The 25,082-nt window shown below is 51.9% G+C and carries 22 protein-coding genes, 4 tRNA genes and 1 pseudogene; 8 read left to right on the forward strand and 19 right to left on the reverse strand.

Going from position 1 to position 25,082, the window contains the following annotated elements; translation table 11 throughout:
- Positions 1–68 precede the first annotated feature (68 nt).
- The 7 genes from hflX to nnr form a co-directional block, all read right to left on the reverse strand.
- Positions 69–1,349, reverse strand: a complete 1,281-nt coding sequence (gene hflX, locus D9597_RS05025) for a ribosome rescue GTPase HflX (RefSeq protein ID WP_130221774.1) — start codon at positions 1,347–1,349, stop codon at positions 69–71.
- A 76-nt stretch (positions 1,350–1,425) separates the two neighbouring features.
- Complete coding sequence (gene hfq / locus D9597_RS05030) at positions 1,426–1,734, reverse strand: RNA chaperone Hfq (protein ID WP_001051883.1); 309 nt, start codon at positions 1,732–1,734, stop codon at positions 1,426–1,428.
- An 85-nt stretch (positions 1,735–1,819) separates the two neighbouring features.
- Positions 1,820–2,770, reverse strand: a complete 951-nt coding sequence (miaA, locus tag D9597_RS05035) for a tRNA (adenosine(37)-N6)-dimethylallyltransferase MiaA (RefSeq protein WP_001280339.1) — start codon at positions 2,768–2,770, stop codon at positions 1,820–1,822.
- A complete protein-coding gene (gene mutL / locus D9597_RS05040; protein WP_130221775.1) occupies positions 2,763–4,628 on the reverse strand; it encodes a DNA mismatch repair endonuclease MutL in 1,866 nt (621 codons plus the stop codon). The genes miaA and mutL overlap by 8 nt, the downstream gene beginning before the upstream one ends.
- A 9-nt stretch (positions 4,629–4,637) precedes the next feature.
- On the reverse strand, positions 4,638–5,975 hold the full coding sequence (amiB, locus tag D9597_RS05045) for an N-acetylmuramoyl-L-alanine amidase AmiB (protein ID WP_130221776.1): 1,338 nt from the start codon (positions 5,973–5,975) through the stop codon (positions 4,638–4,640).
- A gap of 18 nt (positions 5,976–5,993) precedes the next feature.
- Positions 5,994–6,455, reverse strand: a complete 462-nt coding sequence (gene tsaE, locus D9597_RS05050; RefSeq protein WP_069913368.1) for a tRNA (adenosine(37)-N6)-threonylcarbamoyltransferase complex ATPase subunit type 1 TsaE — start codon at positions 6,453–6,455, stop codon at positions 5,994–5,996.
- Positions 6,427–7,974: a bifunctional ADP-dependent NAD(P)H-hydrate dehydratase/NAD(P)H-hydrate epimerase gene (gene nnr / locus D9597_RS05055; RefSeq protein ID WP_130221777.1), complete on the reverse strand. Its 1,548-nt coding sequence runs from the start codon at positions 7,972–7,974 to the stop codon at positions 6,427–6,429. Before nnr ends, tsaE begins: the two co-directional genes overlap by 29 nt.
- Here nnr and queG point away from each other — a divergent pair.
- The gene (gene queG, locus D9597_RS05060; RefSeq protein WP_130221778.1) at positions 7,973–9,112 is read left to right on the forward strand and encodes a tRNA epoxyqueuosine(34) reductase QueG; all 1,140 of its coding nucleotides are present in this window, start codon (positions 7,973–7,975) and stop codon (positions 9,110–9,112) included. The genes nnr and queG overlap by 2 nt on opposite strands.
- On the opposite strand, the gene D9597_RS05065 is transcribed toward queG, so the two are convergent.
- The 6 genes from D9597_RS05065 to orn all read right to left on the reverse strand — a co-directional run bounded on the left by D9597_RS05065 (position 9,095) and on the right by orn (position 10,529).
- Entirely contained in the window at positions 9,095–9,148 is a 54-nt protein-coding gene (locus tag D9597_RS05065; RefSeq protein ID WP_100699686.1) for a hypothetical protein, read from the reverse strand. The genes queG and D9597_RS05065 overlap by 18 nt on opposite strands.
- Positions 9,149–9,381: 233 nt before the next feature.
- Positions 9,382–9,457 (reverse strand) — tRNA-Gly (locus D9597_RS05070).
- A gap of 35 nt (positions 9,458–9,492) precedes the next feature.
- Positions 9,493–9,568: transfer RNA gene (locus D9597_RS05075), tRNA-Gly, on the reverse strand.
- 17 nt (positions 9,569–9,585) lie between these two features.
- Positions 9,586–9,661 (reverse strand) — tRNA-Gly (locus D9597_RS05080).
- Positions 9,662–9,697: 36 nt separating this feature from the next.
- Positions 9,698–9,773: transfer RNA gene (locus tag D9597_RS05085), tRNA-Gly, on the reverse strand.
- A gap of 210 nt (positions 9,774–9,983) precedes the next feature.
- Positions 9,984–10,529: an oligoribonuclease gene (gene orn / locus D9597_RS05090; RefSeq protein ID WP_064525781.1), complete on the reverse strand. Its 546-nt coding sequence runs from the start codon at positions 10,527–10,529 to the stop codon at positions 9,984–9,986.
- Positions 10,530–10,623: 94 nt separating this feature from the next.
- On the opposite strand from orn, the gene rsgA reads away from it, so the two are divergent.
- From rsgA to mscM, 3 genes are all read left to right on the forward strand, one after another.
- Entirely contained in the window at positions 10,624–11,676 is a 1,053-nt protein-coding gene (gene rsgA, locus D9597_RS05095) for a small ribosomal subunit biogenesis GTPase RsgA (protein WP_130205979.1), read from the forward strand.
- Positions 11,677–11,772: 96 nt separating this feature from the next.
- On the forward strand, positions 11,773–12,741 hold the full coding sequence (gene asd, locus D9597_RS05100) for an archaetidylserine decarboxylase (RefSeq protein WP_130221779.1): 969 nt from the start codon (positions 11,773–11,775) through the stop codon (positions 12,739–12,741).
- A gap of 21 nt (positions 12,742–12,762) precedes the next feature.
- Complete coding sequence (mscM, locus tag D9597_RS05105; protein WP_130221780.1) at positions 12,763–16,086, forward strand: miniconductance mechanosensitive channel MscM; 3,324 nt, start codon at positions 12,763–12,765, stop codon at positions 16,084–16,086.
- A gap of 30 nt (positions 16,087–16,116) precedes the next feature.
- On the opposite strand, the gene D9597_RS05110 is transcribed toward mscM, so the two are convergent.
- From D9597_RS05110 to epmA, 6 genes and pseudogenes are all read right to left on the reverse strand, one after another.
- Positions 16,117–16,431 (reverse strand): YjeO family protein, encoded by a 315-nt coding sequence (locus D9597_RS05110; protein WP_165383531.1) that lies wholly within the window; start codon positions 16,429–16,431, stop codon positions 16,117–16,119.
- A complete protein-coding gene (locus D9597_RS05115; RefSeq protein WP_130221782.1) occupies positions 16,431–17,144 on the reverse strand; it encodes a hypothetical protein in 714 nt (237 codons plus the stop codon). Before D9597_RS05115 ends, D9597_RS05110 begins: the two co-directional genes overlap by 1 nt.
- Before the next feature lie 142 nt (positions 17,145–17,286).
- Positions 17,287–18,080: pseudogene (locus D9597_RS05120) on the reverse strand (IS630 family transposase).
- A 233-nt stretch (positions 18,081–18,313) separates the two neighbouring features.
- Positions 18,314–18,628 carry a YjeO family protein gene (locus D9597_RS05125; protein ID WP_130221783.1) on the reverse strand — a complete coding sequence of 105 codons (315 nt, stop codon included), beginning with the start codon at positions 18,626–18,628 and terminating at the stop codon, positions 18,314–18,316.
- A gap of 97 nt (positions 18,629–18,725) precedes the next feature.
- A complete protein-coding gene (yjeM, locus tag D9597_RS05130) occupies positions 18,726–20,228 on the reverse strand; it encodes a glutamate/gamma-aminobutyrate family transporter YjeM (RefSeq protein WP_130221784.1) in 1,503 nt (500 codons plus the stop codon).
- Positions 20,229–20,446: 218 nt separating this feature from the next.
- Positions 20,447–21,424, reverse strand: a complete 978-nt coding sequence (gene epmA / locus D9597_RS05135) for an elongation factor P--(R)-beta-lysine ligase (protein ID WP_071702033.1) — start codon at positions 21,422–21,424, stop codon at positions 20,447–20,449.
- Between the two features lie 324 nt (positions 21,425–21,748).
- Here epmA and frdA point away from each other — a divergent pair, with 324 nt between their 5' ends.
- The 4 genes from frdA to frdD are packed head-to-tail and all read left to right on the forward strand — an operon-like array spanning position 21,749 to position 25,060.
- Positions 21,749–23,557 (forward strand): fumarate reductase (quinol) flavoprotein subunit, encoded by a 1,809-nt coding sequence (frdA, locus tag D9597_RS05140; protein ID WP_130205969.1) that lies wholly within the window; start codon positions 21,749–21,751, stop codon positions 23,555–23,557.
- The gene (gene frdB, locus D9597_RS05145; RefSeq protein WP_064525766.1) at positions 23,550–24,284 is read left to right on the forward strand and encodes a fumarate reductase iron-sulfur protein; all 735 of its coding nucleotides are present in this window, start codon (positions 23,550–23,552) and stop codon (positions 24,282–24,284) included. Before frdA ends, frdB begins: the two co-directional genes overlap by 8 nt.
- Positions 24,285–24,294: 10 nt before the next feature.
- Positions 24,295–24,690, forward strand: a complete 396-nt coding sequence (frdC, locus tag D9597_RS05150) for a fumarate reductase subunit FrdC (protein ID WP_001568431.1) — start codon at positions 24,295–24,297, stop codon at positions 24,688–24,690.
- 10 nt (positions 24,691–24,700) lie between these two features.
- Positions 24,701–25,060 carry a fumarate reductase subunit FrdD gene (gene frdD, locus D9597_RS05155; RefSeq protein WP_001299198.1) on the forward strand — a complete coding sequence of 120 codons (360 nt, stop codon included), beginning with the start codon at positions 24,701–24,703 and terminating at the stop codon, positions 25,058–25,060.
- Positions 25,061–25,082 lie beyond the last annotated feature (22 nt).

Consider the following 25,082-nt stretch of genomic DNA (forward strand, 5'->3'; position numbering starts at 1 on the left):
GTTATGCGGTGATCCCTGTTGTCTTTCGACGCCAGAGGATATGACTCCACGCTTCAGACGCTACGCCGTTAGATCAGGTAATCGATCAACGTCGGTTCTTGTTTACAGAGGCGACGCCAGTCAACGATCGGCATACGAACTTGCAGACTTACGCTGCCGTCTTCCTCCATCCACTCTTTTTCTATTGCCTGAAGCTGATAAAAACGACTTCTCAGACGCCCTTCCTGCGGTGGCAGACGCAATGTATGCTGCGCCACCTCGCCGGAAAGCCGCTCCGTCAAAGCCTGAAAAAGCTGTGGTATCCCCGCTCCGGTCTGTGCGGAAAGCCAGACACGGATCGGTTTGTTCTCTTCGTCCCGATCAATACGCGGTTCGAAATCTTCCAGCATATCGATCTTGTTCATCACCAGCAGAGTTGGGATCTCGTGAGCATCGATCTCTTCAAGAACCGTATTCACCGCTTCGATGTTTTCTTGTACACGCACATCCGCCGCATCAATCACATGCAGCAGCAATGTGGCTTGCCGCGTCTCTTGCAACGTGGCTTTAAACGCCGCCACCAGATCGTGCGGCAGGTGGCGAATAAACCCTACGGTATCTGCCAGCACGGTTTCACCGACATCCGCGACGTCAATACGCCGCAACGTCGGGTCGAGGGTGGCAAACAACTGGTCTGCCGCGTAGACCCGCGCTTCGGTGATGCGATTGAAAAGGGTAGATTTACCGGCGTTGGTATATCCCACCAGCGAAACAGTAGGGACGTCGGCTTTGATACGTGATTGCCGCCCCTGCTCACGCTGCTTTTCAACTCTTTCCAGGCGCGACTGTATCTGTACGATGCGATTACGCAACAAACGACGGTCGGTTTCGAGCTGGGTTTCACCCGGACCACGCAAACCGATCCCGCCTTTCTGTCTTTCAAGGTGGGTCCAGCCACGCACCAGGCGCGTAGCCAGATGGCGCAGCTGCGCCAGCTCAACCTGCAACTTACCCTCATGGGTACGCGCACGTTGGGCGAAAATATCTAAAATAAGGCCGGTGCGGTCGATAACACGACACTCGCACAAACGCTCCAGGTTACGCTCCTGCGCCGGGCTCAGGGCATGGTCAAAAAGAACGACCGAAGCACCCGTCGCTTTTACGGTTTCCGCAATTTCAACTGCTTTACCTTCACCTACAAAATACTTTGGGTGCGGCGCTTTACGGCTACCGGTAATCACCTGCAATGCTTCGACACCGGCGGAAGAGACCAGAGATTCAAACTCCTGGAGGTCTTCCATATCTTTGTCTTGCGTAAAATAGATGTGTACCAGTACCGCCTGCTCACCAGCATCATAACGGTCAAACAAGCGTATAACCCTCTAAATAGATCAGCGGGGAACGCAGGATCGCTGGCTCCCCGTGTAAAAAAAACAGCCCGAAACCTTATTCGGTTTCTTCGCTGTCCTGTTGCGCGGAAGTATTCTGCGCGCTGCTACCATGATGGTAGTTACTGCTGGTACCGCCACCGGCGTTGTTACTGTGATGAGAAACCGGGCGAGACGGGACAACAGTAGAAATCGCGTGCTTATAAACCATCTGGCTGACCGTGTTTTTCAACAGGATCACGAACTGATCAAAAGACTCGATTTGTCCTTGCAGCTTAATACCATTCACCAAATAAATAGAAACTGGAACACGTTCCCGACGCAGTGCGTTCAGGAACGGATCTTGTAAAGATTGCCCCTTAGCCATTCTCTCTTTTCCTTATATGCTTATTTGTACTTTGAACCTTTCGATTCTGAAAAAATTGCGCACGATACGTCTCAATTGTACACATTCAGCCTGCGATAGCACCAACAACCTGTAATACTTCGTCACGCGCCTGTTCTGGTTTTTCACTGTCAAGCCAGTGAACCCCTTCCCAACCACGCAGCCAGGTTATCTGCCGCTTCGCCAACTGTCTCGTGGCGCAAACACCTCGATAAACCATTTCATCGTATGAGATTTCGCCTTCAAGGTAAGACCACATCTGGCGATAACCCACGCAACGAATGGAAGGCAAATCCGTATGCAAATCTCCTCGGGCAAAAAGCGCCCGGACTTCTGCTTCAAAACCTGAAGCCAACATCTGATGAAAACGCTGCTCAATTCGTTGATGGAGCAGTTCACGGCTCGCCGGGGCGATGGCGAACTGATGCACCTGATACGGTAGAGCGTCTCCTGACGTTTGCGTCAGTTCCGTTAAAGTTTTACCCGAAATGAAAAAAACTTCCAGTGCTCGGGAAAGCCTTTGTGGATCATTTGGATGAATCCTTGCTGCCGCAACCGGATCGATCTCCTGAAGTTGACGATGCAATGACTCCCAACCTTGCTCTGCCGCCTGTTGCTCAATTCTGGCCCGTACTTCCGGGTCCGCCGACGGTAGCGGCGACAACCCTTCCAGCAATGCCTTGAAATACAACATCGTACCGCCCACTAACAGTGGGATCCGCCCCGCCGCCGTGATATCGGCCATCTCCGCCAGCGCATCGCGGCGAAAATCAGCGGCCGAATAAGCCTGCGACGGATCGCGAATATCCAGCAATCGGTGCGGCGCGGCGAGTAATTCTTCAGCGTTCGGCTTCGCCGTCCCGATATCCATCCCTTTGTAAATAAGGGCAGAATCAACGCTTATCAACTCTACTGGTAAAATTTTACGCAGCTCAATAGCTAACGCCGTTTTACCGGAGGCCGTCGGCCCCATTAAAAAAATCGCCTTAGGCAGGCTCGCCTTACTGATATCACTCATCTTTCAGGGCTTTTATCGCCGGATGTAAATCAACAGATTGTAACAGACCACCCGGCGGCGTTTTCACAAGCTGCGGACATAACCGTTCTACGTCCGTCAGCAGGGTAATGGCCTGTGCCATTGACCACTGCGCATGTTCGCTCATCAGATTTCGTGCAATCCACTGCGCAATATTGCCAGGTTCGAATACGGACTGCTTCGCCAGGTAGCCTATCAGTTCAGGAATCAAGATTTGTAAATTTTGTTGGCGTAAGGGTAAAGGCACGGCCCTGATGGTCACATGCTGCGCATCGGACTGAAATTCAATACCCAATTCCGCCAGTGCAGACTGCGCTTTTTCTAAGGCCGCTCTTTCTTCACCAGAGACTTTTAGCCGCAGCGGAATAAGCAGCGGCTGAGCGCAGACCGGCGCATCTCCCGGCGTTAACTGCGCCTGACGTAACCAGCGCTCCGCCACCGGCAGGGCTAAAAGTGAAATATTGCCGTCACGTTCTAGTAGCGCACAGTCCGAATGGACGATAGTCAACACCCGACCAAAGCTTTGACCATTCGCAGCCAGCGTAAGTTCCTGCGATTCTTGCACTTTTGGTTTGTGCATCGGTGCAGGCGTTTGCAAAAGCTGGCGATACACATCGCCTTGCTGTTTCTGGTAGCCCGGTTGCGCGTTCGGCCACGGGGCGGCCTGACGGCTACCACTACTTGCAGCAGGCACAGGAGATGAAGACGGAGAGTAACGCGGAGCCACTGGCTCACGAACTGCCGGTTCAGCAAAGTGATTACGCCCTGCTGCCACGCGGTTTTCGGGTATATGGCGCGGTGCTGACTGGGCGTTATCTTCCAACGGCAAGGGCGTTTCCAGCTGCTGTTGCAGCACGCTCAGCACGCCCTGATAGATAAAGTCATGCACCAGACGCGACTGATGAAAGCGCACTTCGTGCTTTGCCGGATGGACGTTGACGTCCACCTGATGCGGGTCGATCTCCAGATATAGCACAAACGCCGGTTGCTGATCGGCGCCCAGTTTGTCTTCGCAGGCCTGGCGGATCGCGTGATTAATCAGGCGATCGCGCATCATGCGCCCATTTACGTAGCAATACTGAATTTCCGCCAGTGCGGGCGTGATGTGATTCGGATCAGCCACCCAGCCGCGCAGCGTGAGATCGCCGTGTTGCCATTCGATCGCCAGCGCATGTTCGAGAAAAGCAGTGCCGCAAATCGCCCCTAAACGGCGTTCTTTTTGCCCGCCTTCCGGTACTGCTCGGTACTGACGTACGATTTTTCCGTTATGCGACAGGTTGATAGTGACGTCGAAACGCGCCAGCGCAATGCGGCGGATGATTTCATCGATATGGTTAAATTCGGTTTTCTCGGTGCGCAAGAATTTGCGCCGCGCCGGGGTGTTGTAGAACAGGTCCAGCACTTCCAGCGTCGTACCCACCGGATGCGCCGCCGGTTTAACCGTCACGTCCATATCGCGCCCTTCGGCATAGGCCTGCCAGGCTTCCTGCTGCTCCGTGGTACGCGAAGTGAGCGTCAGACGGGAAACCGAACTGATACTCGCCAGCGCCTCACCGCGAAAGCCCAAGCTGATAATAGCTTCGAGATCGTCCAGAGAGGCGATTTTACTGGTGGCATGACGAGCCAGCGCCAGCGCCAGCTCATCTTTTTTGATACCGCAGCCGTTATCACGAATGCGGATAAGTTTCGCCCCACCGCGTTCGATATCAATATCGATACGCGTCGCGCCCGCATCGAGGCTGTTTTCCACCAGTTCTTTGACTACCGACGCAGGTCGCTCGACCACCTCACCTGCGGCAATCTGGTTCGCCAGTTGTGGCGGTAAGACCTGAATTGGCATCAATAATCCTTAGTTTGGCAGCGTGCGATCTGGCGTCGTCACCGTACTGGCAGTTTGTGCCGTTGCACCCTGCGGCGCAGACTGCATTGGATGCGCAAGGAAGTAATTGCGCAGGCCGTTGTAAATGGCTTCTGCCAGTTGTTGTTGGTAATCGTCGCTCGCCAGCAAACGTTCTTCGCTGTTATTGCTGATAAAACCAGTTTCGACCAGTACTGACGGGATATCCGGCGAACGCAGAACGCCGAGACTGGCGTGTTCTGGTCGGCGTTTATGAATTTCGCCAATGCGTTGCAACTGACTGATCATATTGGTCGCCACATCATACCCTACCCGCTGGGAATGACCGAACTGTAAATCCAGCACCGCCTGGCTTAGGTACGGGTCGGCCTGACTGTTCGCCAGCACATCACCCGCCCCGCCCAGCAGCTCCGACTGCTTCTCATGCTGTTCCAGCCAGCTTGCCATTTCGCTGTTGGCGCGACGGTTTGAGAGCACCCATACAGAGGCACCGGTGGCACTACGGTTTGGTGCGGCATCGGCATGAATCGACACAAGGAAATTGGCGTTTTGCTTACGTGCCACATCACTACGCCCCATCACCGAGATAAAGTAATCCCCGTCACGGGTTAAAACGCCCTTAAACATCGGATCGTTATTGAGCAAGGTACGTAATTTACGCGCAATGGCGATGGTGACATTTTTCTCCCGTGTACCACCAGGGCCGATAGCGCCAGGGTCCTGGCCGCCGTGTCCGGCATCAATAGCGATGACAATTTTATCGCCAGTGTTAGCCGTCGCGCGCGCTGCCGGACGCGTTACCGTATTGCTGCTGATAACACCCGTGGTACGGTTGCTTTCTGTTTTAAACGGATTGCGCGCCGGTTCGCTAACGCGCGGTGCGACAACCGCAGGCGTTTCAACGCGTTTCGCAACCACTGGCGGCGGAGGAGGCGGTGGCGGCACATCGGCGTTAATCGTAAAGACGACGGTGTAATTGCTGCCATTCTGCCGCTTCACCGCTTCGGTTTTACCGTTTTCGGTAAGATCGACCACCAGCCGCAACGTTTGTGCATCTTTAGGCGTTCCAGAGCGAATTGCCTTCACCAGATTATTACCGCTGAACAACAACGGCAGCCCCTGAATCACGCCCGTTTGTTTGATATCGAGTGCCACGGTGCGTTTACCTTGATGGCTAAACGCATAGTCAGGCTCGCCAATAAAACTCAACGTTATCCGCGCCTGTTGGTTGCCGTTAGAAACCTGAATATCAGAGAGCGTCGCGGCGCCAGCCTGCGCGCACAGCAGCACCAACGTCGCAACCAACCAATTTCTGATGCGATACATCATCCCGCCACCTTTCAAAGGTTAACCGGCTAAACGCGCCAGCAACAATTCACCCGCAGAGGAAACCGCACTCACGCGCGCCTCACGGCCTTGTGCCTGATAATCAATGTGTATTTCGACATCCGGGTCAGGAAGAACACCTGTACCTTGTTGTGGCCACTCCACCAGGCAGATGGCATCGTTGGCAAAATAATCGCGGATCCCCATAAACTCCAGCTCCTCGGGATCGGCAAGGCGGTACAAATCAAAGTGATAAACCATTATGTTGTCGAGCGTATAGGGTTCGACCAGCGTATAAGTGGGGCTTTTGACATTACCCTGATGACCCAGAGCCTGTAAAAAACCCCGGCTAAAGGTGGTTTTACCTGCGCCTAAATCGCCATACAGATAGATTACGGTTGCGCCATCGCAGGCTTTCGCTACCCGCTCGCCCAGGTCTAATGTTGCCTGCTCATCAGGGAGCGGAATTACTCGATTCATCATGGTTTTTATCAGTCACTTCCGGGTTAACAATACGCTGTAGCGTGGAAAAGAGATCGGTTGCCAGCATCCCGCGCGTACCAAAACGCGCCGCCAGTACGTCAGCTGCCGCGCCGTGTGCGACACAGCCTGCACAGGCTGCATCATACGGCGACAGTTTTTGCCCAAGCAATGCGCCAATAATACCAGAGAGCACATCGCCCATGCCGCCGCTCGCCATGCCTGCATTTCCGGCATCAATAATGCCTAAAGCGTCAGGATGGGCGGCGACCACGGTTCCGGCACCTTTCAGCACCGCTACGCCGCCATAACGTTGTACCAGACGTTGGGCGCAATGTAAGCGGTCACTTTCAATTTCAGCGACGGAACAGCCCAACAACCGCGCGGCCTCGCCAGGATGCGGCGTGATCACGCGATTGTGACGCTTATCGGGATTGATTGCCAGCAGGTTCAATGCATCGGCATCCCACAACATCGGTTTGCGAAAATTCTCAACTTTTTGCAGGGCTTTTTTCCCCCACTCTTGCTGGCCCAGACCGGGACCAATCACCACCACATCGGCCCATTCCAGGCTTTCGGTAAGAGAGTCCATCGTCAGTTCATGCACCATCAATTCCGGTCGTGCGGTCAGCAACGGCGCAATGTTTTCACTGCGGGTCAGCACTCTGACCAAACCAGCGCCAGCACGCAGCGCCGCTTCCCCCGTCATACGAATCGCCCCCGCCGTACCGTGATCGCCACCGATAATCACCAGCCGCCCGTGATCGCCTTTATGCGAAGTCGGGCGACGCGGTTTCAGCCAGTGAGAAAGTTGTTCAGCAGAAAACCGCTGAATTTTCGTCTCCTGACCTGCCAGCCAGCTATCCAGCCCCAGCGAATCAAAATGCAGTTGTCCGGTAACATCCCGCGCTTTCCCGGTGAGCAAGCCAGGTTTCAGCGCAATAAAGGTGATGGTGTGATCGGCGTTGATCACCGCGCCTGGCGTGGCGCCGGTTTCCGCCAACAGGCCGGAAGGAATATCAACCGCCACAATCGGCGCAGGATGGGAATTAGCGTGGTCGATTAACAGGCTAATGGATTCGCGAGGTGCTTGCTGCAATCCGGTGCCGAGCAGCGCATCAACAATCAGATCCACCGATTCGGGCCAGACAATATTCGTCGCATGGATTTCGCCTCCCGCGTTTAACCATGCCTCGCGTGCCAGCGCGGCCTCTTCCGGCAACGGCTTGTCACTTTCCTGGGCCAGCAGCGTGACATCAATGCCGACGGCTTTGGCTAGCCGCGCGACCACATAACCATCACCACCGTTATTGCCATGACCACACAGCACCAGCCAGTGGCGGGCGTCAGGATAAGCCGAACGACACACCTGAAATGCGGCTTCGCCAGCGCGAAGCATCAGCTCATAGAGAGTGAGCCCCAGCGCATCTGCCGCCTCACGTTCTCCGCGGCGGATATCGTCGGCGTGCCAGACGGTGTGTGGTATACTTACGGGGTTTTTCTTCATTGTATGGTCCGTCATGTCAGAGCCCCTCGATCTCAATCAGTTAGCGCAAAAAATTAAACAGTGGGGGCTGGAACTGGGCTTTCAGCAGGTAGGTATTACCGATACCGATCTCAGCGCGTCCGAGCCCAAACTGCAAGCATGGCTGGACAAACAGTACCACGGCGAAATGGACTGGATGGCGCGTCACGGTATGCTGCGCGCTCGCCCTCACGAATTATTGCCCGGTACGCTGCGCGTGATCAGCGTGCGGATGAATTATCTTCCTGCCAACGCCGCATTTGCCAGCACGCTGAAAAATCCCAAACTCGGCTATGTTAGCCGTTATGCGCTGGGCCGTGACTATCACAAGCTTCTGCGCAACCGACTCAAAAAGCTGGGCGAGATGATTCAGCAACATTGTGTTTCGCTGAATTTTAGACCGTTTGTCGATTCTGCGCCTATTCTCGAGCGCCCGTTAGCTGAAAAAGCTGGACTTGGCTGGACAGGTAAGCACTCACTTATCCTCAATCGCGAGGCCGGTTCGTTCTTCTTTTTAGGTGAATTGCTGGTCGATATTCCTCTGCCCGTGGATCAAACGGTCGAGGAAGGATGCGGTAAATGCGTGGCCTGTATGACAATTTGCCCGACCGGCGCCATCGTCGAGCCATATACCGTCGATGCTCGCCGTTGTATTTCTTATCTGACGATTGAGCTGGAAGGGGCTATCCCGGAAGAGTTGCGACCGTTAATGGGAAACCGTATTTACGGCTGTGATGACTGTCAGCTTATTTGTCCGTGGAATCGCTATTCACAACTGACAACTGAAGACGATTTCAGCCCGCGCAAACCACTACACGCACCGGAACTCATTGAGCTTTTTGCATGGAGCGAAGAGAAATTCTTAAAAGTCACGGAAGGATCGGCGATTCGCCGTATAGGTCACCTGCGTTGGCTGCGTAATATCGCCGTAGCATTAGGCAATGCGCCCTGGGATGAAGCGATTCTGACGGCGCTGGAAAGTCGTAAAGGTGAGCACCCACTTCTTGATGAGCATATAGCGTGGGCGATTGCGCAGCAAATCGAGAGACGAAATGCGTGCGTGGTCGAAGTGCTATTACCAAAAAAACAGCGTCTGGTTCGTGTAATTGAAAAGGGACTACCACGTGACGCCTGATTCATCCACAGCTTGTGAATAAAAATAAAAACGCATTGCAATTCAAGACGAATATCATCGTCAAGTGATCAATACGACAAAATACAATCTTAATTTTCAACTTATATATTAACAAGTTAAAAAATTACTATTCACCGTGCGAAGTTTTTCTGAAATTAAGATTACAGCCCGGACCTGTGGATAACTCTGTTTACAAGAGTTTGTCAGAGGCAACAAAAACCAGCAATAACGCATCGCGTCGCTGTGGATATTTTATTGGGAGAAGAATTTGGAGCGGGAAACGAGACTCGAACTCGCGACCCCGACCTTGGCAAGGTCGTGCTCTACCAACTGAGCTATTCCCGCTTGGGTGGTCTGTGCTTTGCAGCACTTTCAAATTTTGGAGCGGGAAACGAGACTCGAACTCGCGACCCCGACCTTGGCAAGGTCGTGCTCTACCAACTGAGCTATTCCCGCTTGGGNNTTTCAAATTTTGGAGCGGGAAACGAGACTCGAACTCGCGACCCCGACCTTGGCAAGGTCGTGCTCTACCAACTGAGCTATTCCCGCTTGGGTGGTCTGTGCTTTGCAACACTTTTCAAATTTTGGAGCGGGAAACGAGACTCGAACTCGCGACCCCGACCTTGGCAAGGTCGTGCTCTACCAACTGAGCTATTCCCGCGTACTACTTAATTTTTGCTTTCGTAATTTCGCATTTCTGCGTCGTTACGGGAGGCGCATTATACGAGAAATCTTTCCCTCTGCAACCCCCCTAAAAAAAATTTTTCGAATTTTTATCTCAAGTGCTGAAATTATCAGCAAGGCGTTCAATTTAGCGTCAAAATCACGCCGCCGCAAGTGGATTCCGGCGGTTACGTGACCAGGAAGAATTTTACAGCTTGATGAAATGCTCGCGGTAGTAAGCCAGTTCCGCAACTGATTCGCGGATATCATCCATCGCCTGATGCGTCCCCTGCTTGGTAAAACCGTCGAGAATTTCCGGCTTCCAGCGGCGCGCCAGCTCTTTCAGCGTGCTGACATCGAGATAGCGGTAGTGGAAGTACGATTCCAGTTCCGGCATGTATTTGAAAAGGAAGCGGCGATCCTGACCGATGCTGTTACCGCAGATAGGCGATTTACCCGCAGGCACCCACTGTTTTAAAAATTCGAGCGTCGCCAGTTCTGCTTCACGATCGCCCATCGTGCTCGCTTTCACGCGCTCCACCAGCCCGCTGGCGGTATGAGTGCGCACGTTCCAGTCATCCATCAACGCCAGCTGTTCATCAGACTGGTGTACTGCAATGGTCGGCCCTTCTGCCAGAATATTCAGGTTGGCATCGGTCACCAGCGTGGCAATCTCAATAATGCGATCACGCTCGGGATCCAGACCGGTCATCTCAAGATCGATCCAAATCAGGTTGTTTTCATTGGCACTCATGCTATTTTCCACCCATTCACAGTGACTATATTGATCCACAATTGCGTGTATCATAGATGTTTTGCCCATCAGGGGCGACCAGGAGTCTGTACGATTGAGTAAAAATAAACTCTCCAAAGGCCAGCAGCGCCGCGTGAACGCCAATCACCAGCGTCGTCTTAAAACGTCTAAGGAGAAGCCCGACTACGACGACAATCTGTTTGGCGAGCCTGATGAAGGTATCGTCATCAGCCGCTTTGGTATGCACGCTGATGTGGAATCCGCCGATGGCGACGTTCACCGCTGCAATATTCGCCGCACCATCCGTTCACTGGTAACCGGCGACCGCGTAGTCTGGCGTCCGGGTAAACCGGCGGCGGAAGGCGTAAATGTCAAAGGGATCGTGGAAGCGGTGCATGAGCGCACCTCGGTGTTAACACGCCCGGATTTCTATGACGGCGTGAAACCCATCGCCGCCAACATCGACCAGATTGTCATTGTCTCCGCCATTTTGCCGGAGCTGTCGCTCAATATCATCGACCGTTACCTGGTAGCCTGCGAAACCTTGCAGATTGAGCCGATTATTGTGCTCAATAAGATAGACCTGTTGGACGACGAAGGCATGGCGTTCGTCAACGAACAGATGGATATCTACCGCAACATCGGTTATCGCGTATTGATGGTTTCCAGCCATACTCAGGATGGGCTGAAACCGCTGGAAGAGGCATTGACCGGACGCATCAGCATTTTTGCCGGGCAATCTGGCGTCGGCAAATCCAGCCTGCTGAACGCGTTGCTGGGGCTGCAAAAAGAGATCCTTACCAACGATGTCTCTGACAACTCAGGTCTGGGCCAGCACACCACTACTGCCGCTCGGTTGTATCACTTCCCGCACGGCGGCGATGTGATTGATTCTCCTGGGGTACGCGAATTCGGACTCTGGCATCTCGAGCCGGAACAAATCACTCACGGTTTTGTCGAATTCCATGACTACTTAGGTCTGTGCAAATACCGCGATTGTAAACACGATACCGATCCGGGCTGCGCTATCCGTGAAGCCGTTGACGAAGGGAAAATCGCGGAAACCCGTTTCGAAAACTATCACCGTATTCTGGAAAGCATGGCGCAGGTAAAAACGCGTAAAAACTTTTCTGATACGGATGACTGACAATTAAGCTAACCGTCGTTAGAATCGTCCCCTTTTTTTCAGGATCCGGCATGTACGCCGGATCAGGAACGACAAAACAATGGCCTGGAGGCTACTTTGTTAAATTCATTTAAACTTTCGCTACAGTACATTCTGCCGAAACTATGGCTTACTCGCCTGGCGGGTTGGGGCGCAAGCAAGCGAGCAGGATGGCTGACAAAACTGGTTATTGATCTGTTCGTTAAATACTACAAAGTCGACATGCAAGAGGCGCAGAAGCCGGATACTGCCAGCTACCGCACCTTTAACGAATTTTTTGTCCGTCCGCTGCGTGACGAAGTACGCCCAATCAATACCGATCCGAATGTTCTGGTCATGCCTGCCGATGGCGTTATCAGCCAGCTAGGTAAAATTGAAGAAGATAAAATCCTGCAAGCCAAAGGCCACAATTACAGCCTCGAAGCCCTGCTGGCGGGCAACTATCTGATGGCGGATCTTTTCCGCAATGGTACGTTTGTGACCACTTACCTCTCCCCGCGTGACTATCACCGCGTACACATGCCGTGCAACGGTATTTTGCGTGAGATGATCTACGTACCGGGCGATCTCTTCTCCGTTAACCATCTCACTGCTCAGAACGTGCCGAATCTGTTTGCCCGTAACGAACGCGTGATCTGCCTGTTCGATACCGAATTTGGCCCGATGGCGCAGATTCTGGTCGGTGCGACGATTGTTGGCAGCATTGAGACGGTCTGGGCGGGTACCATTACACCACCGCGCGAAGGCATCATCAAACGCTGGACCTGGCCTGCCGGGGAAAACGACGGTTCTGTGGCGCTGCTGAAAGGCCAGGAAATGGGGCGCTTTAAACTTGGCTCTACCGTTATCAACCTGTTTGCACCAGGTAAAGTGAATCTGGTTGAGCAACTGGAAAGCCTGTCTGTCACGAAAATTGGCCAGCCGCTGGCAGTATCTACCGAAACCTTTGTTACGCCAGACGCTGAACCAGCCCCGCTTCCTGCTGAAGAGATCGAAGCAGAACACGACGCCAGCCCATTGGTTGACGATAAAAAAGACCAGGTCTAATCCATCAAAGGAAACGCTGACGTGCGCCTGATTATCACTTTTCTGATGGCCTGGTGCCTCAGTTGGGGGGCGTACGCCGCGACGGCCCCCGATAGCAAACAAATCACCCAGGAACTGGAGCAGGCAAAAGCGGCGAAACCCGTGCAGCCGGAAGTTGTAGAGGCGCTCCAGTCTGCCTTAAATGCGCTTGAGGAACGAAAAAGTTCCCTTGAGCGCATCAAGCAATATCAAGAAGTTATTGATAATTATCCGAAACTCTCCGCTACTCTGCGCGCACAATTAAACAACATGCGTGACGAGCCGCGCAGCGTGTCGCCGGGAATGTCTACCGACGCGCTGAATCAGGAAATTCTCCAGGTCAGCAGTCAGTTGCTGGATAAAAGCCGTCAGGCCCAGCAAGAGCAGGAACGCGCCCGCGAGATTGCCGATTCACTGAATCAACTGCCGCAACAGCAAACCGATGCCCGTCGTCAGTTAAATGAAATCGAGCGCCGCCTGGGAACGCTTACCGGCAATACCCCGCTTAATCAGGCACAAAATTTCGCGTTACAGTCTGACTCCGCACGTCTGAAAGCCCTCGTTGATGAACTGGAGCTGGCGCAGCTGTCTGCCAATAACCGCCAGGAATTAGCGCGCTTGCGCTCTGAGCTGGCGGAAAAAGAGAGCCAGCAGCTGGATGCGTATTTGCAGGCCTTACGTAATCAGTTGAACAGCCAACGCCAGCTTGAGGCGGAGCGGGCGCTGGAAAGCACCGAACTGCTGGCAGAAAGCAGTGCCGATTTACCGAAAGATATCGTCGCGCAATTCAAAATTAACCGCGAACTGTCGGCGGCGCTGAATCAGCAGGCGCAGCGAATGGATCTCGTCGCTTCGCAACAGCGTCAGGCTGCCAGCCAGACATTACAGGTCCGGCAGGCGCTGAATACCCTGCGCGAGCAGTCACAATGGCTGGGAGCGTCCAACCTGCTCGGCGAAGCGTTGCGAGCGCAGGTGGCACGACTGCCGGAAATGCCGAAACCGCAACAACTTGATACCGAAATGGCGCAGTTGCGCGTGCAACGGTTGCATTATGAGGATCTCCTCAATAAACAACCGCAACTGCGACAAATCCTTCAGACTGACGGTCAGCCGCTGACCGCCGAGCAAAACCGTATTCTCGAAGCACAACTGCGCACTCAGCGTGAGTTGCTGAACTCATTGTTGCAGGGTGGCGACACGCTACTACTGGAACTGACCAAGCTGAAAGTCTCCAACGGGCAACTGGAAGATGCGCTGAAAGAGGTGAACGAAGCGACGCACCGCTATCTGTTCTGGACCTCTGACGTGCGCCCGATGACCATCGCCTGGCCACTGGAGAGCGCCCAGGATCTGCGTCGTCTCATTTCGCTGGACACCTTCAGTCAGTTAGGTAAAGCCAGCATCATGATGTTGACCAGCAAAGAGACGATTTTGCCGCTGTTTGGCGCGTTGATTCTGGTCGGTTGCAGTATCTACTCGCGCCGCTATTTCACCCGTTTTCTCGAACGTTCGGCAGCGAAAGTCGGCAAAGTGACTCAGGATCACTTCTGGCTGACATTACGCACTCTTTTCTGGTCGATTCTCGTCGCGTCACCGCTACCGGTGCTGTGGATGACGCTGGGTTACGGCTTGCGCGAGGCGTGGCCTTATCCGTTGGCGGTAGCGATTGGCGATGGCGTAACGGCCACCGTGCCGCTGCTGTGGGTAGTGATGATTTGCGCCACCTTTGCCCGCCCTAACGGCTTGTTTATTGCCCATTTTGGCTGGCCGCGCGAACGTGTTTCCCGCGGGATGCGCTACTACCTGATGAGCATCGGGCTTATTGTGCCACTGATTATGGCGCTGATGATGTTCGATAATCTCGACGACCGCGAGTTTTCCGGTTCGCTGGGACGTCTTTGCTTCATCCTCATTTGCGGTGCACTGGCAGTGGTCACCCTCAGCCTGAAAAAGGCCGGGATTCCGCTGTATCTCAACAAAGAAGGCAGCGGCGACAACATTACCAACCATATGCTGTGGAACATGATGATTGGCGCGCCGTTGGTCGCTATTCTGGCGGCGGCAGTCGGTTACCTGGCAACGGCACAGGCGCTGTTAGCAAGGCTTGAAACCTCGGTCGCCATCTGGTTCCTGCTGTTGGTGGTTTATCACGTTATCCGCCGCTGGATGCTAATCCAGCGACGCAGACTGGCGTTTGACCGGGCGAAGCATCGCCGGGCAGAGATGTTAGCGCAGCGAGCGCGTGGCGAAGAGGAAGCGCATCATCACAGTAGCCCGGAAGGGGCAATTGAAGTCGATGAAAGCGAAGTCGATCTCGATGCTATCAGTGCACAATCCTTGCGGCTGGTGCGCTCAATTTTGATGTTGATCGCCTTGCTTTCGGTCATTGTGCTGTGGTCAGAAATCCATTCCGCTTTCGGCTTCCTCGAAAATATTTCGCTGTGGGATGTTACGTCCACGGTACAGGGCGTAGAAAGCCTGGAGCCGATCACCCTCGGCGCGGTGCTGATTGCCATTCTGGTGTTTATCATCACCACGCAGCTGGTGCGCAACCTGCCCGCGCTGCTGGAACTGGCGATTTTGCAGCATCTCGATTTAACGCCGGGTACGGGCTACGCCATCACCACCATCACCAAATATCTGCTGATGCTGATTGGCGGGCTGGTCGGCTTCTCAATGATTGGTATTGAGTGGTCGAAATTGCAGTGGCTGGTCGCCGCGCTCGGTGTTGGTCTCGGTTTTGGTTTGCAGGAGATTTTCGCCAACTTTATCTCTGGCCTGATTATCCTGTTCGAAAAACCGATTCGCATTGGCGATACGGTAACGATCCGCGATCTTACCGGTAGCGTGACGAAAATTAACACCCGCGCCACCACCATCAGCGACTGGGACCGTAAAGAGATTATCGTGCCGAACAAGGCGTTTATTACTGAGCAGTTTATCAACTGGTCGCTCTCTGACTCGGTCACGCGCGTGGTGCTAACAATTCCGGCCCCTGCCGATGCCAACAGTGAAGAAGTGACGGAAATCCTACTCACCGCAGCGCGTCGCTGCTCGCTGGTGATCGACAATCCGGCACCGGAAGTCTTCCTGGTGGATCTACAGCAAGGGATCCAGATTTTCGAGCTGCGTATTTACGCCGCAGAAATGGGTCACCGCATGCCGCTGCGCCATGAAATCCATCAACTGATTCTGGCGGGCTTCCACGCCCACGGTATTGATATGCCATTCCCGCCCTTCCAGATGCGTCTGGAAAGCCTGAATGGTAAACAAACGGGGAGAACATTAACTTCTGCGGGCAAAGGTCGTCAGGCGGGAAGTTTGTAAGGTCTTTGTGGCCGGATGAACCACTCCGGCTCACAAACAAAACTGATAGCGCAGGAAAAATTGCCACAGCCAATAGAAGAGCATTATTGAAATAACAAAATATTGCCAAAGAGAGTGCTGTTTCTTCCAAATAACAGCATAAATATATGGGATGAATAATGGTAAGGTCATTATAATACCAACTGGGCGAATATCATCATTCTCAAGATATGTCATAACATCACAAATATTATTAATTCCTCTACCGTCGATAAACCACTCTTTGTCTTGAACAGATAAAAAATCTATCCAAAATATGCTTATAACAAACCAGATAAGGTTAAGGGAAAATGATTTCCAGTTCATCATAGATTATTCATTATTTTCATTAAAGCAGTTTTCTTTTCAAGAATACGCCGACCATATTCACTGTATTCTCTCTGATGGGATCCTTTCGGTGCTGCAATGGAGTCTATAATATCTTGTTTATTTCTTTCAATACCACGGTTGTATCGGGAGCCGACTACAATTAACTGCTCATCCGTTAAATTAGTGGTGTCACCTATTTCCGGATAGTCATAATGTATAAGGTCTCGTAAATGAAATGCTACCACTCTAATGTTGAAGCGGTCATTTAGTAAGCACTGGGAAAGTTGGAACTGCTCAAAGGATGACAAAAGATCTGGATGTATCCCTATAGTCCTGGCTGCAACGCCTAACTGTATTGCGATAGAACCGACTGAAGTAGAGTTTGAGTAGGTATTGCCTCCTCTCTTTGAAACGGCCTCTAGGATTATTTTTAATTGCAGCACCCCCACTGGTTTAAATCTTTCTGGCATTCCGCCAACCTCAGCAGCCGCAACGCCCGCAAGTAATAATAACGGGATTTGCGCCTCTTTGGCATATTGCCACAACATATCACGGTGATAAATCAACCATGATGTTTTATATAACCATAAGTGTGCAGTCCCCGTGCTGAATGTCCAATTAGTCGGAAGAAAACGCCATCGAAAATAATCAATGCCATTCCATTTAGGAAAGCCTAATTCATCAACTTCGCAAAAAATAAGATTATTCATTTAAAGTCCTTTATTAAAATCATTCCCAGAATGAAGAATAGTACTATCATCAGAAAAACTGATTTGTGATGGGACAGACAAAAAATATAAAAAAGAGTTCGGCTTAAGATAATCAAGATAAAACATATATACCCAATAAACCTCAAGATGCGGGTGTGAGCACCTGAAAGTGATCGTTAATTCGGGATGTCAGTGAGTCCGCTATATCCGGCAGCGTCTGGTTAAAAAAGACAGAAAAACGGGATACATTATATTCATGAATGGTTTTATATTCGCAGATTAGCGGTGACGTCAGTGCTTTCAGATTCAGCGCCCCCATGATATTCAGGCGTGTGCGGCATCCTGTTGTTTTTACTGCTTTTTTCTGGCCTTTACATATCCAGCCATAGCTGATTTTAGTGGCCTGAGTCGGATGGACTCCATCAATAAAAAGAACCGGTTCATCACCCACAGTTGTTTTCAGTTCCTCATAATATTCAATGAATTGCCTTTGTTTCTCTTCACTGAATTTATGGGGGACGCCTGACGGTTTTTTGTAGGTGAAACCATTACGATGCAGCCACTTATTCATCCCCGGAATGCTGAAAATGATGTTCCATGTCCGGGTGATAAACGCAATAACATCGCGGGTATGGTGAAATAAATTATCGCATAACTGGCTGATTAAAAGGCCGTTTGTTCAGCACTGAGTTTGCTGTCTGAGCCGCCTTTTTCGGGCTTCAGTTTTCCTTTATTCAGGAATTCGCTGATATGGTGATCAATCGTTGTCTGATGCAGGCGTAAAGCCTGAGCAATCATGGCAGAACTCCAACCTTCGGAAGCCAGAAGAATGGCTTTAATACGATCTCTGACTCGCCCGTCACGACTGGAATCATGAAGGCGTTCAAGTTCAGCTTTTTGTTGCTCAGTAATGAATATTTTCATGTTGGACAGCATGATCTTCTGTTGCTGAAAAATCAAGCATCTTCAATGTTCACGGGTATATAAGGTGAATATTTATTGTTTTTAATATAAAAATCGCTTGCCCAACTTACAGAGTGACTGCAAGCTGGATAATATACTCGTCATACTTCAGAACGGTAAGCAAACGGGGTGAACGCTGACCTCTGCGGCTAAAGCGCGCCAGGACGGCGGTATATAAGGTTTTGTAGCCGGATTGTCTCATCCGGCTACAAACAAAACTGATAGCGCAGGAAAAACTGCCACAGCCAATAGCCGAAGATCGCAAGTGCGGTGACGTACATAAACCAGCCGCCTTTTTTTCGCCGCAGCGCGAACCAGAGAAAAGGGAAAAAGAGCGGCAACGTCAATATCACACCGACATCACGGGTATCGTCATTTTCCAGATACTCCAGCACATCGCAGATGTTTTTAACCCCGCCTTCATCAATCATCCACTCTTTGTCCAGCGTGGAAGTGATGAGTATCCAGGGGATCGCAATAACAAACCAGATGCAGCACAAGACAAACATGCGCGCACTCATGAGGTAACCCGTAGTTTAATTTCGCTATAGCGCATACGAAATCCCACTCATTCCCTGTCATTACGCCCTATCGTCAGGCCGACGATAGGGCATCTGATTACTCAGCCACCCACTGCGGATTTTTTGCCACTCTGCTGCAATAGTTCTGGTAAATCGCCATCGCTAACAGCGAGAAGAAGACAGGGCCGCCAACCATCCACAATGTGCTATCCCAGTCTCCGGCTTCAACCACTGGCTGGATAATGGTGAAAACGTTCGCAAACGTCACCACCAGTACCACCACCACTGTCGCGATCGTTGCCGACATGTGTGTTTTGAAAATCACAAATGGTCTGTCGAGATCCTGACGTGCTTTAAAGAATGGGAAAGCCAGCGCGAGGAACAGATAGGGAAGCGTCATGGAAACGTTCGCCATCAGCGTCAGCTTGTTAAAGAACGCTGATGCGGTACCACCGCCAAACGAAACCAGCAGGATGAAGACAGTAACCAGCCCGCACTGCATCCACATGGCGATAGACGGCATGCCCATGGCGTTCAGGCGCGTCATCGGTTCCGGCCATAACGCTTTCGGCGTACCCTGGATGATCGCTTTTAGTGGCGAGTAGCAAAGTGTAAAGAACGCGCCGGTGTAAGCCAGGAACATCGAAAGCCCGGTAATACGCGCAAACCATACGCCCAGCGACAATGACGCCTCAGGTGACAAATGCAGCACGTTACCCAGCGTCATCCCCAGGCTTTTCATCAGTACATAGGTGATATTGCCAAGGTTAACGGAACCATTACTTAATACCTGCTGCCAGTTAGTGCTGACGCCCCATAAAAATATCGCCAGCGAATAACCGATTGAAATAACAATAGCGGCAAAAACAATACCTTTGGCAAAGTTCTTTTCTGGGTTTTCTGTTTTATCTACCAGACCACCAACCGCTTCAATTCCGCCGTAAGCGAAAATGGCAAATACCACAAACGATAACATCGCCAGACCGGATTGATATCCTGGATTCGGCGATACCACGAAATTAATATCCTGTGCAAAATGGCCACCATTTAATAACAAAATGGCAACGCTCACTAACAGTAATACTAAATTAAGACACATTACTGCAATACCACCTACTGCAGTAATACGAGCAATTTTATTAATCCCTTTTGAGGCAACCACGGTAACCAGGATCATCCATGCCACCGCCAGCAGACCCACTACCTGCGTTGGCTCCAGGCCAGCAATGCGCCAGTGCTGAGTCATGTCGGTACCGTAGAGGAACGTAGAAAATGGTACCCAGACTTTAGCTGAGGTACTCACCATCCAGATGATATAAGAGGAAAACCACATAAATGTGCCGATAAAGGCGAAACGTGGTCCGACACTATTATTCATCCAGGAATAGATGCCGCCTTCTTCTTTGCGATACGCCGCGCCCATCTCTGCCATCATTAAGGCAAATGGTATAAAAAATAATAATGCAGAAAATATATAAAAGGGAATCGCACTATACCCCATTAAATAATAAGCTGCCGGGCTATTGGCAAACCCAAATACTGAAGTAAAGATCATCAATATGAGCCCTATCAGACTCATCTTTTTTATCGTGTGAGGCATGAAATTATCCTTCGTGTTAGCACATGTATAAAACGCGCGCACTGAACTGCACTACCCATCGATTGACGGGCCGCAATAAAAAACCATACAGAATTGATACCTGGATGATAGCAAATATCCAGTCTTAAATTGTGGCCTTCAGCAGAAAAATGAAAACATCTGCTACAGAATGGCGTTACAACGCCATTCTGTGCGGTTAATTAGATGATTTTTCAGAATTATGCCCGGTCAACGCTAAAGGCAATCACTTCCGCAAGCGTCTCCGCGCCCAGCGCCAACATCACCAGACGATCAACGCCCAGAGCCACGCCGGAGCAGTCAGGCATACCGACTTTCAGAGCTTCTATGAGGTTTTGGTCAATTGGATGCTGCGGTAAACCACGCGCCACACGTTTGCGGTTATCCTGCTCAAAGCGTTGTTGCTGTTCACGGGCGTCCGTTAATTCGTGGAAACCATTCGCCAGCTCAATACCTTTGTAGTAAACCTCGAAGCGCTCTGCGACCCGATGATCTTCGGTACTGATTTGCGCCAGTGATGCCTGACTGGCAGGGAAATGATAAACAAAGGTCGGTTTTTCTTTACCAATGTTCGGTTCCACACCAAAAGTAAACAGCAACTGCAACAGTGTATCGCGATCTTCTTCGGTATCGGCAACGTTGCTAAGATCCAGTTTCGCCGCCACTTCCCGCAGCTGCGTTTTATCAGCTGAGAGCGGATCAATTTCCAGATAACGTAAGAAGGCTTGCTGATAAGAAAGGCTTTCTGCAGCCGGGCAATCCAGTACTTGCTGCAGAAGATCGTCAACTTCGTTCATCAACCGGTACATATCATAATGCGGCCGATACCACTCCAGCATCGTGAACTCAGGGTTGTGATAACGCCCCATCTCTTCATTACGGAAGCTGCGGCACAGCTGGAATACTGGGCCACAACCGGCAACCAGCAGGCGTTTCATATGATATTCAGGGCTGGTCATTAACCAGAGATTCATCCCCTGAGAGTGTCCGGGGCCAACGAAACGTGTCTCAAACGGGACCAAATGAATATCGGTTACCGTCGCCTGGCTCATACAAGGCGTCTCCACCTCCAGCACTCCACGATCGGCAAAGAAACGACGGATCTCCGCCATAATCGCCGCGCGTTTTAATAAGTTAGGAATGGATGCGCTCGGCTGCCAGGATGCCGTTTCGCTCATAGTGAAATCTCCAGTTTTTAACAAGGGCACGAAGTCTACTCGCAACGCGACGGCGAGACAAATTTTACGCAGGAATCATTCAGTAAGGGGGGGTGACTAAAAAAACCACAATCTGATGGTTTAGTAATTAAATTAATCATCTTCAGTGATAATTTAGCCCGCTTGCGCACTAAAAAAATCGATCTCGTCAAATTTCAGACTTATCCATCAGACTATACTGTTGTACCTATAAAGGAGCAGTGGAATAGCGTTCGCAGACCGTAACTTTCAGGCACTTACCCTGAAGTACGTGGATGTGGGATAAAAACAATCTGGAGGAATGTCGTGCAAACCTTTCAAGCCGATCTTGCCATTGTAGGTGCCGGTGGCGCGGGATTACGTGCTGCAATTGCTGCCGCGCAGGCAAATCCGAATGCAAAAATCGCACTAATCTCAAAAGTATACCCAATGCGCAGCCATACCGTTGCTGCAGAAGGGGGCTCCGCCGCTGTCGCGCAGGATCATGACAGCTTCGATTATCACTTTAACGATACAGTAGCGGGTGGCGACTGGTTATGTGAGCAGGATGTTGTGGATTATTTCGTCCACCACTGCCCAACCGAAATGACCCAACTGGAACTGTGGGGATGCCCATGGAGCCGTCGCCCGGATGGTAGCGTGAACGTACGTCGCTTCGGCGGCATGAAAATCGAGCGTACCTGGTTCGCCGCAGATAAGACCGGCTTCCATATGCTTCACACTCTGTTCCAGACCTCTCTGCAATTCCCGCAGATCCAGCGTTTTGACGAACATTTCGTGCTGGATATTCTGGTTGATGATGGTCATGTTCGCGGCCTGGTGGCAATGAACATGATGGAAGGTACGCTGGTTCAGATCCGTGCTAACGCAGTGGTGATGGCAACCGGAGGCGCTGGCCGTGTTTATCGTTACAACACCAACGGCGGCATCGTTACTGGCGACGGTATGGGTATGGCGCTGAGCCACGGTGTTCCGCTGCGTGATATGGAGTTCGTTCAGTATCACCCGACTGGCCTACCGGGTTCCGGTATCCTGATGACCGAAGGTTGCCGTGGCGAAGGCGGTATACTGGTCAACAAAAATGGCTACCGTTATCTGCAAGACTACGGCATGGGTCCAGAAACTCCGCTGGGCGAGCCGAAAAACAAATACATGGAACTGGGTCCACGCGACAAAGTTTCTCAGGCCTTCTGGCACGAATGGCGTAAAGGCAACACCATCTCCACGCCGCGTGGCGATGTGGTTTACCTCGACCTGCGTCACCTGGGCGAGAAAAAACTGCACGAACGTCTGCCGTTCATCTGTGAACTGGCGAAAGCTTATGTTGGCGTCGATCCGGTTAAAGAACCGATTCCGGTACGTCCGACCGCGCACTACACCATGGGTGGTATCGAAACCGATCAGAACTGCGAAACCCGCATTAAGGGCCTGTTCGCCGTGGGCGAATGTTCCTCTGTAGGTCTGCACGGCGCAAACCGTCTGGGCTCCAACTCCCTGGCGGAACTGGTGGTCTTTGGTCGTCTGGCTGGTGAGCAAGCAATGGAGCGCGCATCTACTGCCGGTAATGGCAACGATGCCGCGATCAATGCCCAGGTTGCTGGCGTTGAACAGCGTCTGAAAGATCTGGTTAACCAGGACGGCGGCGAAAACTGGGCGAAGATCCGCGACGAAATGGGCCTGGCCATGGAAGAAGGCTGCGGTATCTACCGTACGCCGGAACTGATGCAGAAAACCATCGACAAGCTGGCGGAACTGCAGGAACGCTTCAAGCGCGTTCGCATCACCGACACGTCCAGCGTGTTCAACACCGACCTGCTTTACACCATTGAGTTGGGCCACGGTCTGAACGTTGCCGAATGTATGGCGCACTCTGCAATGGCACGTAAAGAGTCCCGCGGCGCGCACCAGCGTCTGGACGAAGGTTGCACTGAACGTGACGACATCAACTTCCTCAAACACACCCTCGCCTTCCGCGATGCTGATGGCACTACTCGCCTGGAGTACAGCGACGTGAAAATTACTAAGCTGCCGCCGGCCAAACGCATGTACGGTGGCGAAGCGGATGCAGCCGATAAGGCGGAAGCAGCCAATAAGAAGGAGAAGGCGAATGGCTGAGATGAAAAACCTGAAAATTGAGGTGGTGCGTTATAACCCGGAAGTCGATACCGCACCACATAGCGCATTCTATGAAGTGCCTTATGATGAAACCACCTCATTGCTGGATGCGCTGGGCTATATCAAAGACAACCTTGCGCCGGACCTGAGCTACCGCTGGTCCTGCCGTATGGCGATTTGTGGCTCCTGCGGCATGATGGTTAACAACGTGCCGAAACTGGCATGTAAAACCTTCCTGCGAGACTACACCAACGGCATGAAGGTTGAAGCGTTAGCTAACTTCCCGATCGAACGCGATCTGGTGGTCGATATGACCCACTTCATCGAAAGTCTGGAAGCAATCAAACCGTACATCATCGGCAACTCCCGCACCGCGGATCAGGGTACTAACATCCAGACCCCGGCGCAGATGGCGAAGTATCACCAGTTCTCCGGTTGCATCAACTGTGGTCTGTGCTATGCCGCATGCCCGCAGTTCGGCCTGAACCCAGAGTTCATCGGTCCGGCTGCCATTACGCTGGCACATCGTTATAACGAAGATAGCCGCGACCACGGTAAGAAGGAGCGTATGGCGCAGTTAAACAGCCAGAACGGCGTATGGAGCTGTACTTTCGTGGGCTACTGCTCCGAAGTCTGCCCGAAACACGTCGATCCGGCTGCGGCCATTCAGCAGGGCAAAGTAGAAAGTTCAAAAGACTTTCTTATCGCGACCCTGAAACCACGCTAAGGAGTGCAACATGACGACTAAACGTAAACCGTATGTACGGCCAATGACGTCCACCTGGTGGAAAAAATTGCCGTTTTATCGCTTTTACATGCTGCGCGAAGGCACAGCGGTTCCGGCTGTGTGGTTCAGCATTGAACTGATTTTCGGGCTGTTTGCCCTGAAAAATGGCCCGGAAACCTGGGCGGGATTCGTCGACTTTTTACAAAACCCGGTTATCGTGATCATTAACCTGATTACTCTGGCGGCAGCCCTGCTGCACACCAAAACCTGGTTTGAACTGGCACCGAAAGCGGCCAATATCATTGTAAAAGACGAAAAAATGGGACCAGAGCCAATTATCAAAAGTCTCTGGGCGGTAACCGTGGTTGCCACCATCGTAATCCTGTTTGTTGCCCTGTACTGGTAAGGAGCCTGAGATGATTAATCCAAATCCAAAGCGTTCTGACGAACCGGTATTCTGGGGCCTCTTCGGGGCCGGTGGTATGTGGAGTGCGATCATTGCGCCGGTAATGATCCTGCTGGTTGGCATTCTGCTGCCGCTGGGTCTGTTCCCGGGTGACGCACTGAGCTACGAACGCGTTCTGGCGTTCGCGCAAAGCTTCATTGGTCGCGTATTCCTGTTCCTGATGATCGTCCTGCCGCTGTGGTGTGGTTTACACCGTATGCACCACGCGATGCACGACCTGAAAATTCACGTGCCTGCGGGCAAATGGGTTTTCTACGGTCTGGCTGCTATCCTGACAGTTGTCACGCTGATTGGTATCGTTACAATCTAACGTATCGCCAATGTAAATCCGG

The sequence above is a fragment of the Escherichia sp. E13S3 genome (assembly GCF_004212325.1).
Lineage (GTDB): Bacteria > Pseudomonadota > Gammaproteobacteria > Enterobacterales > Enterobacteriaceae > Escherichia.

Bases quoted from the DNA above. Each gene is read 5' to 3' on its own strand.
- hfq (WP_001051883.1), bottom strand. From the start codon at position 1,734: ATGGCTAAGGGGCAATCTTTACAAGATCCGTTCCTGAACGCACTGCGT.
- miaA (WP_001280339.1), bottom strand. From the start codon at position 2,770: ATGAGTGATATCAGTAAGGCGAGCCTGCCTAAGGCGATTTTTTTAATG.
- mutL (WP_130221775.1), bottom strand. From the start codon at position 4,628: ATGCCAATTCAGGTCTTACCGCCACAACTGGCGAACCAGATTGCCGCA.
- amiB (WP_130221776.1), bottom strand. From the start codon at position 5,975: ATGATGTATCGCATCAGAAATTGGTTGGTTGCGACGTTGGTGCTGCTG.
- tsaE (WP_069913368.1), bottom strand. From the start codon at position 6,455: ATGATGAATCGAGTAATTCCGCTCCCTGATGAGCAGGCAACATTAGAC.
- queG (WP_130221778.1), top strand. From the start codon at position 7,973: ATGTCAGAGCCCCTCGATCTCAATCAGTTAGCGCAAAAAATTAAACAG.
- nnr (WP_130221777.1), bottom strand. From the start codon at position 7,974: ATGACGGACCATACAATGAAGAAAAACCCCGTAAGTATACCACACACC.
- orn (WP_064525781.1), bottom strand. From the start codon at position 10,529: ATGAGTGCCAATGAAAACAACCTGATTTGGATCGATCTTGAGATGACC.
- D9597_RS05110 (WP_165383531.1), bottom strand. From the start codon at position 16,431: ATGAACTGGAAATCATTTTCCCTTAACCTTATCTGGTTTGTTATAAGC.
- D9597_RS05115 (WP_130221782.1), bottom strand. From the start codon at position 17,144: ATGAATAATCTTATTTTTTGCGAAGTTGATGAATTAGGCTTTCCTAAA.
- D9597_RS05125 (WP_130221783.1), bottom strand. From the start codon at position 18,628: ATGAGTGCGCGCATGTTTGTCTTGTGCTGCATCTGGTTTGTTATTGCG.
- yjeM (WP_130221784.1), bottom strand. From the start codon at position 20,228: ATGCCTCACACGATAAAAAAGATGAGTCTGATAGGGCTCATATTGATG.
- epmA (WP_071702033.1), bottom strand. From the start codon at position 21,424: ATGAGCGAAACGGCATCCTGGCAGCCGAGCGCATCCATTCCTAACTTA.
- frdB (WP_064525766.1), top strand. From the start codon at position 23,550: ATGGCTGAGATGAAAAACCTGAAAATTGAGGTGGTGCGTTATAACCCG.
- frdC (WP_001568431.1), top strand. From the start codon at position 24,295: ATGACGACTAAACGTAAACCGTATGTACGGCCAATGACGTCCACCTGG.
- frdD (WP_001299198.1), top strand. From the start codon at position 24,701: ATGATTAATCCAAATCCAAAGCGTTCTGACGAACCGGTATTCTGGGGC.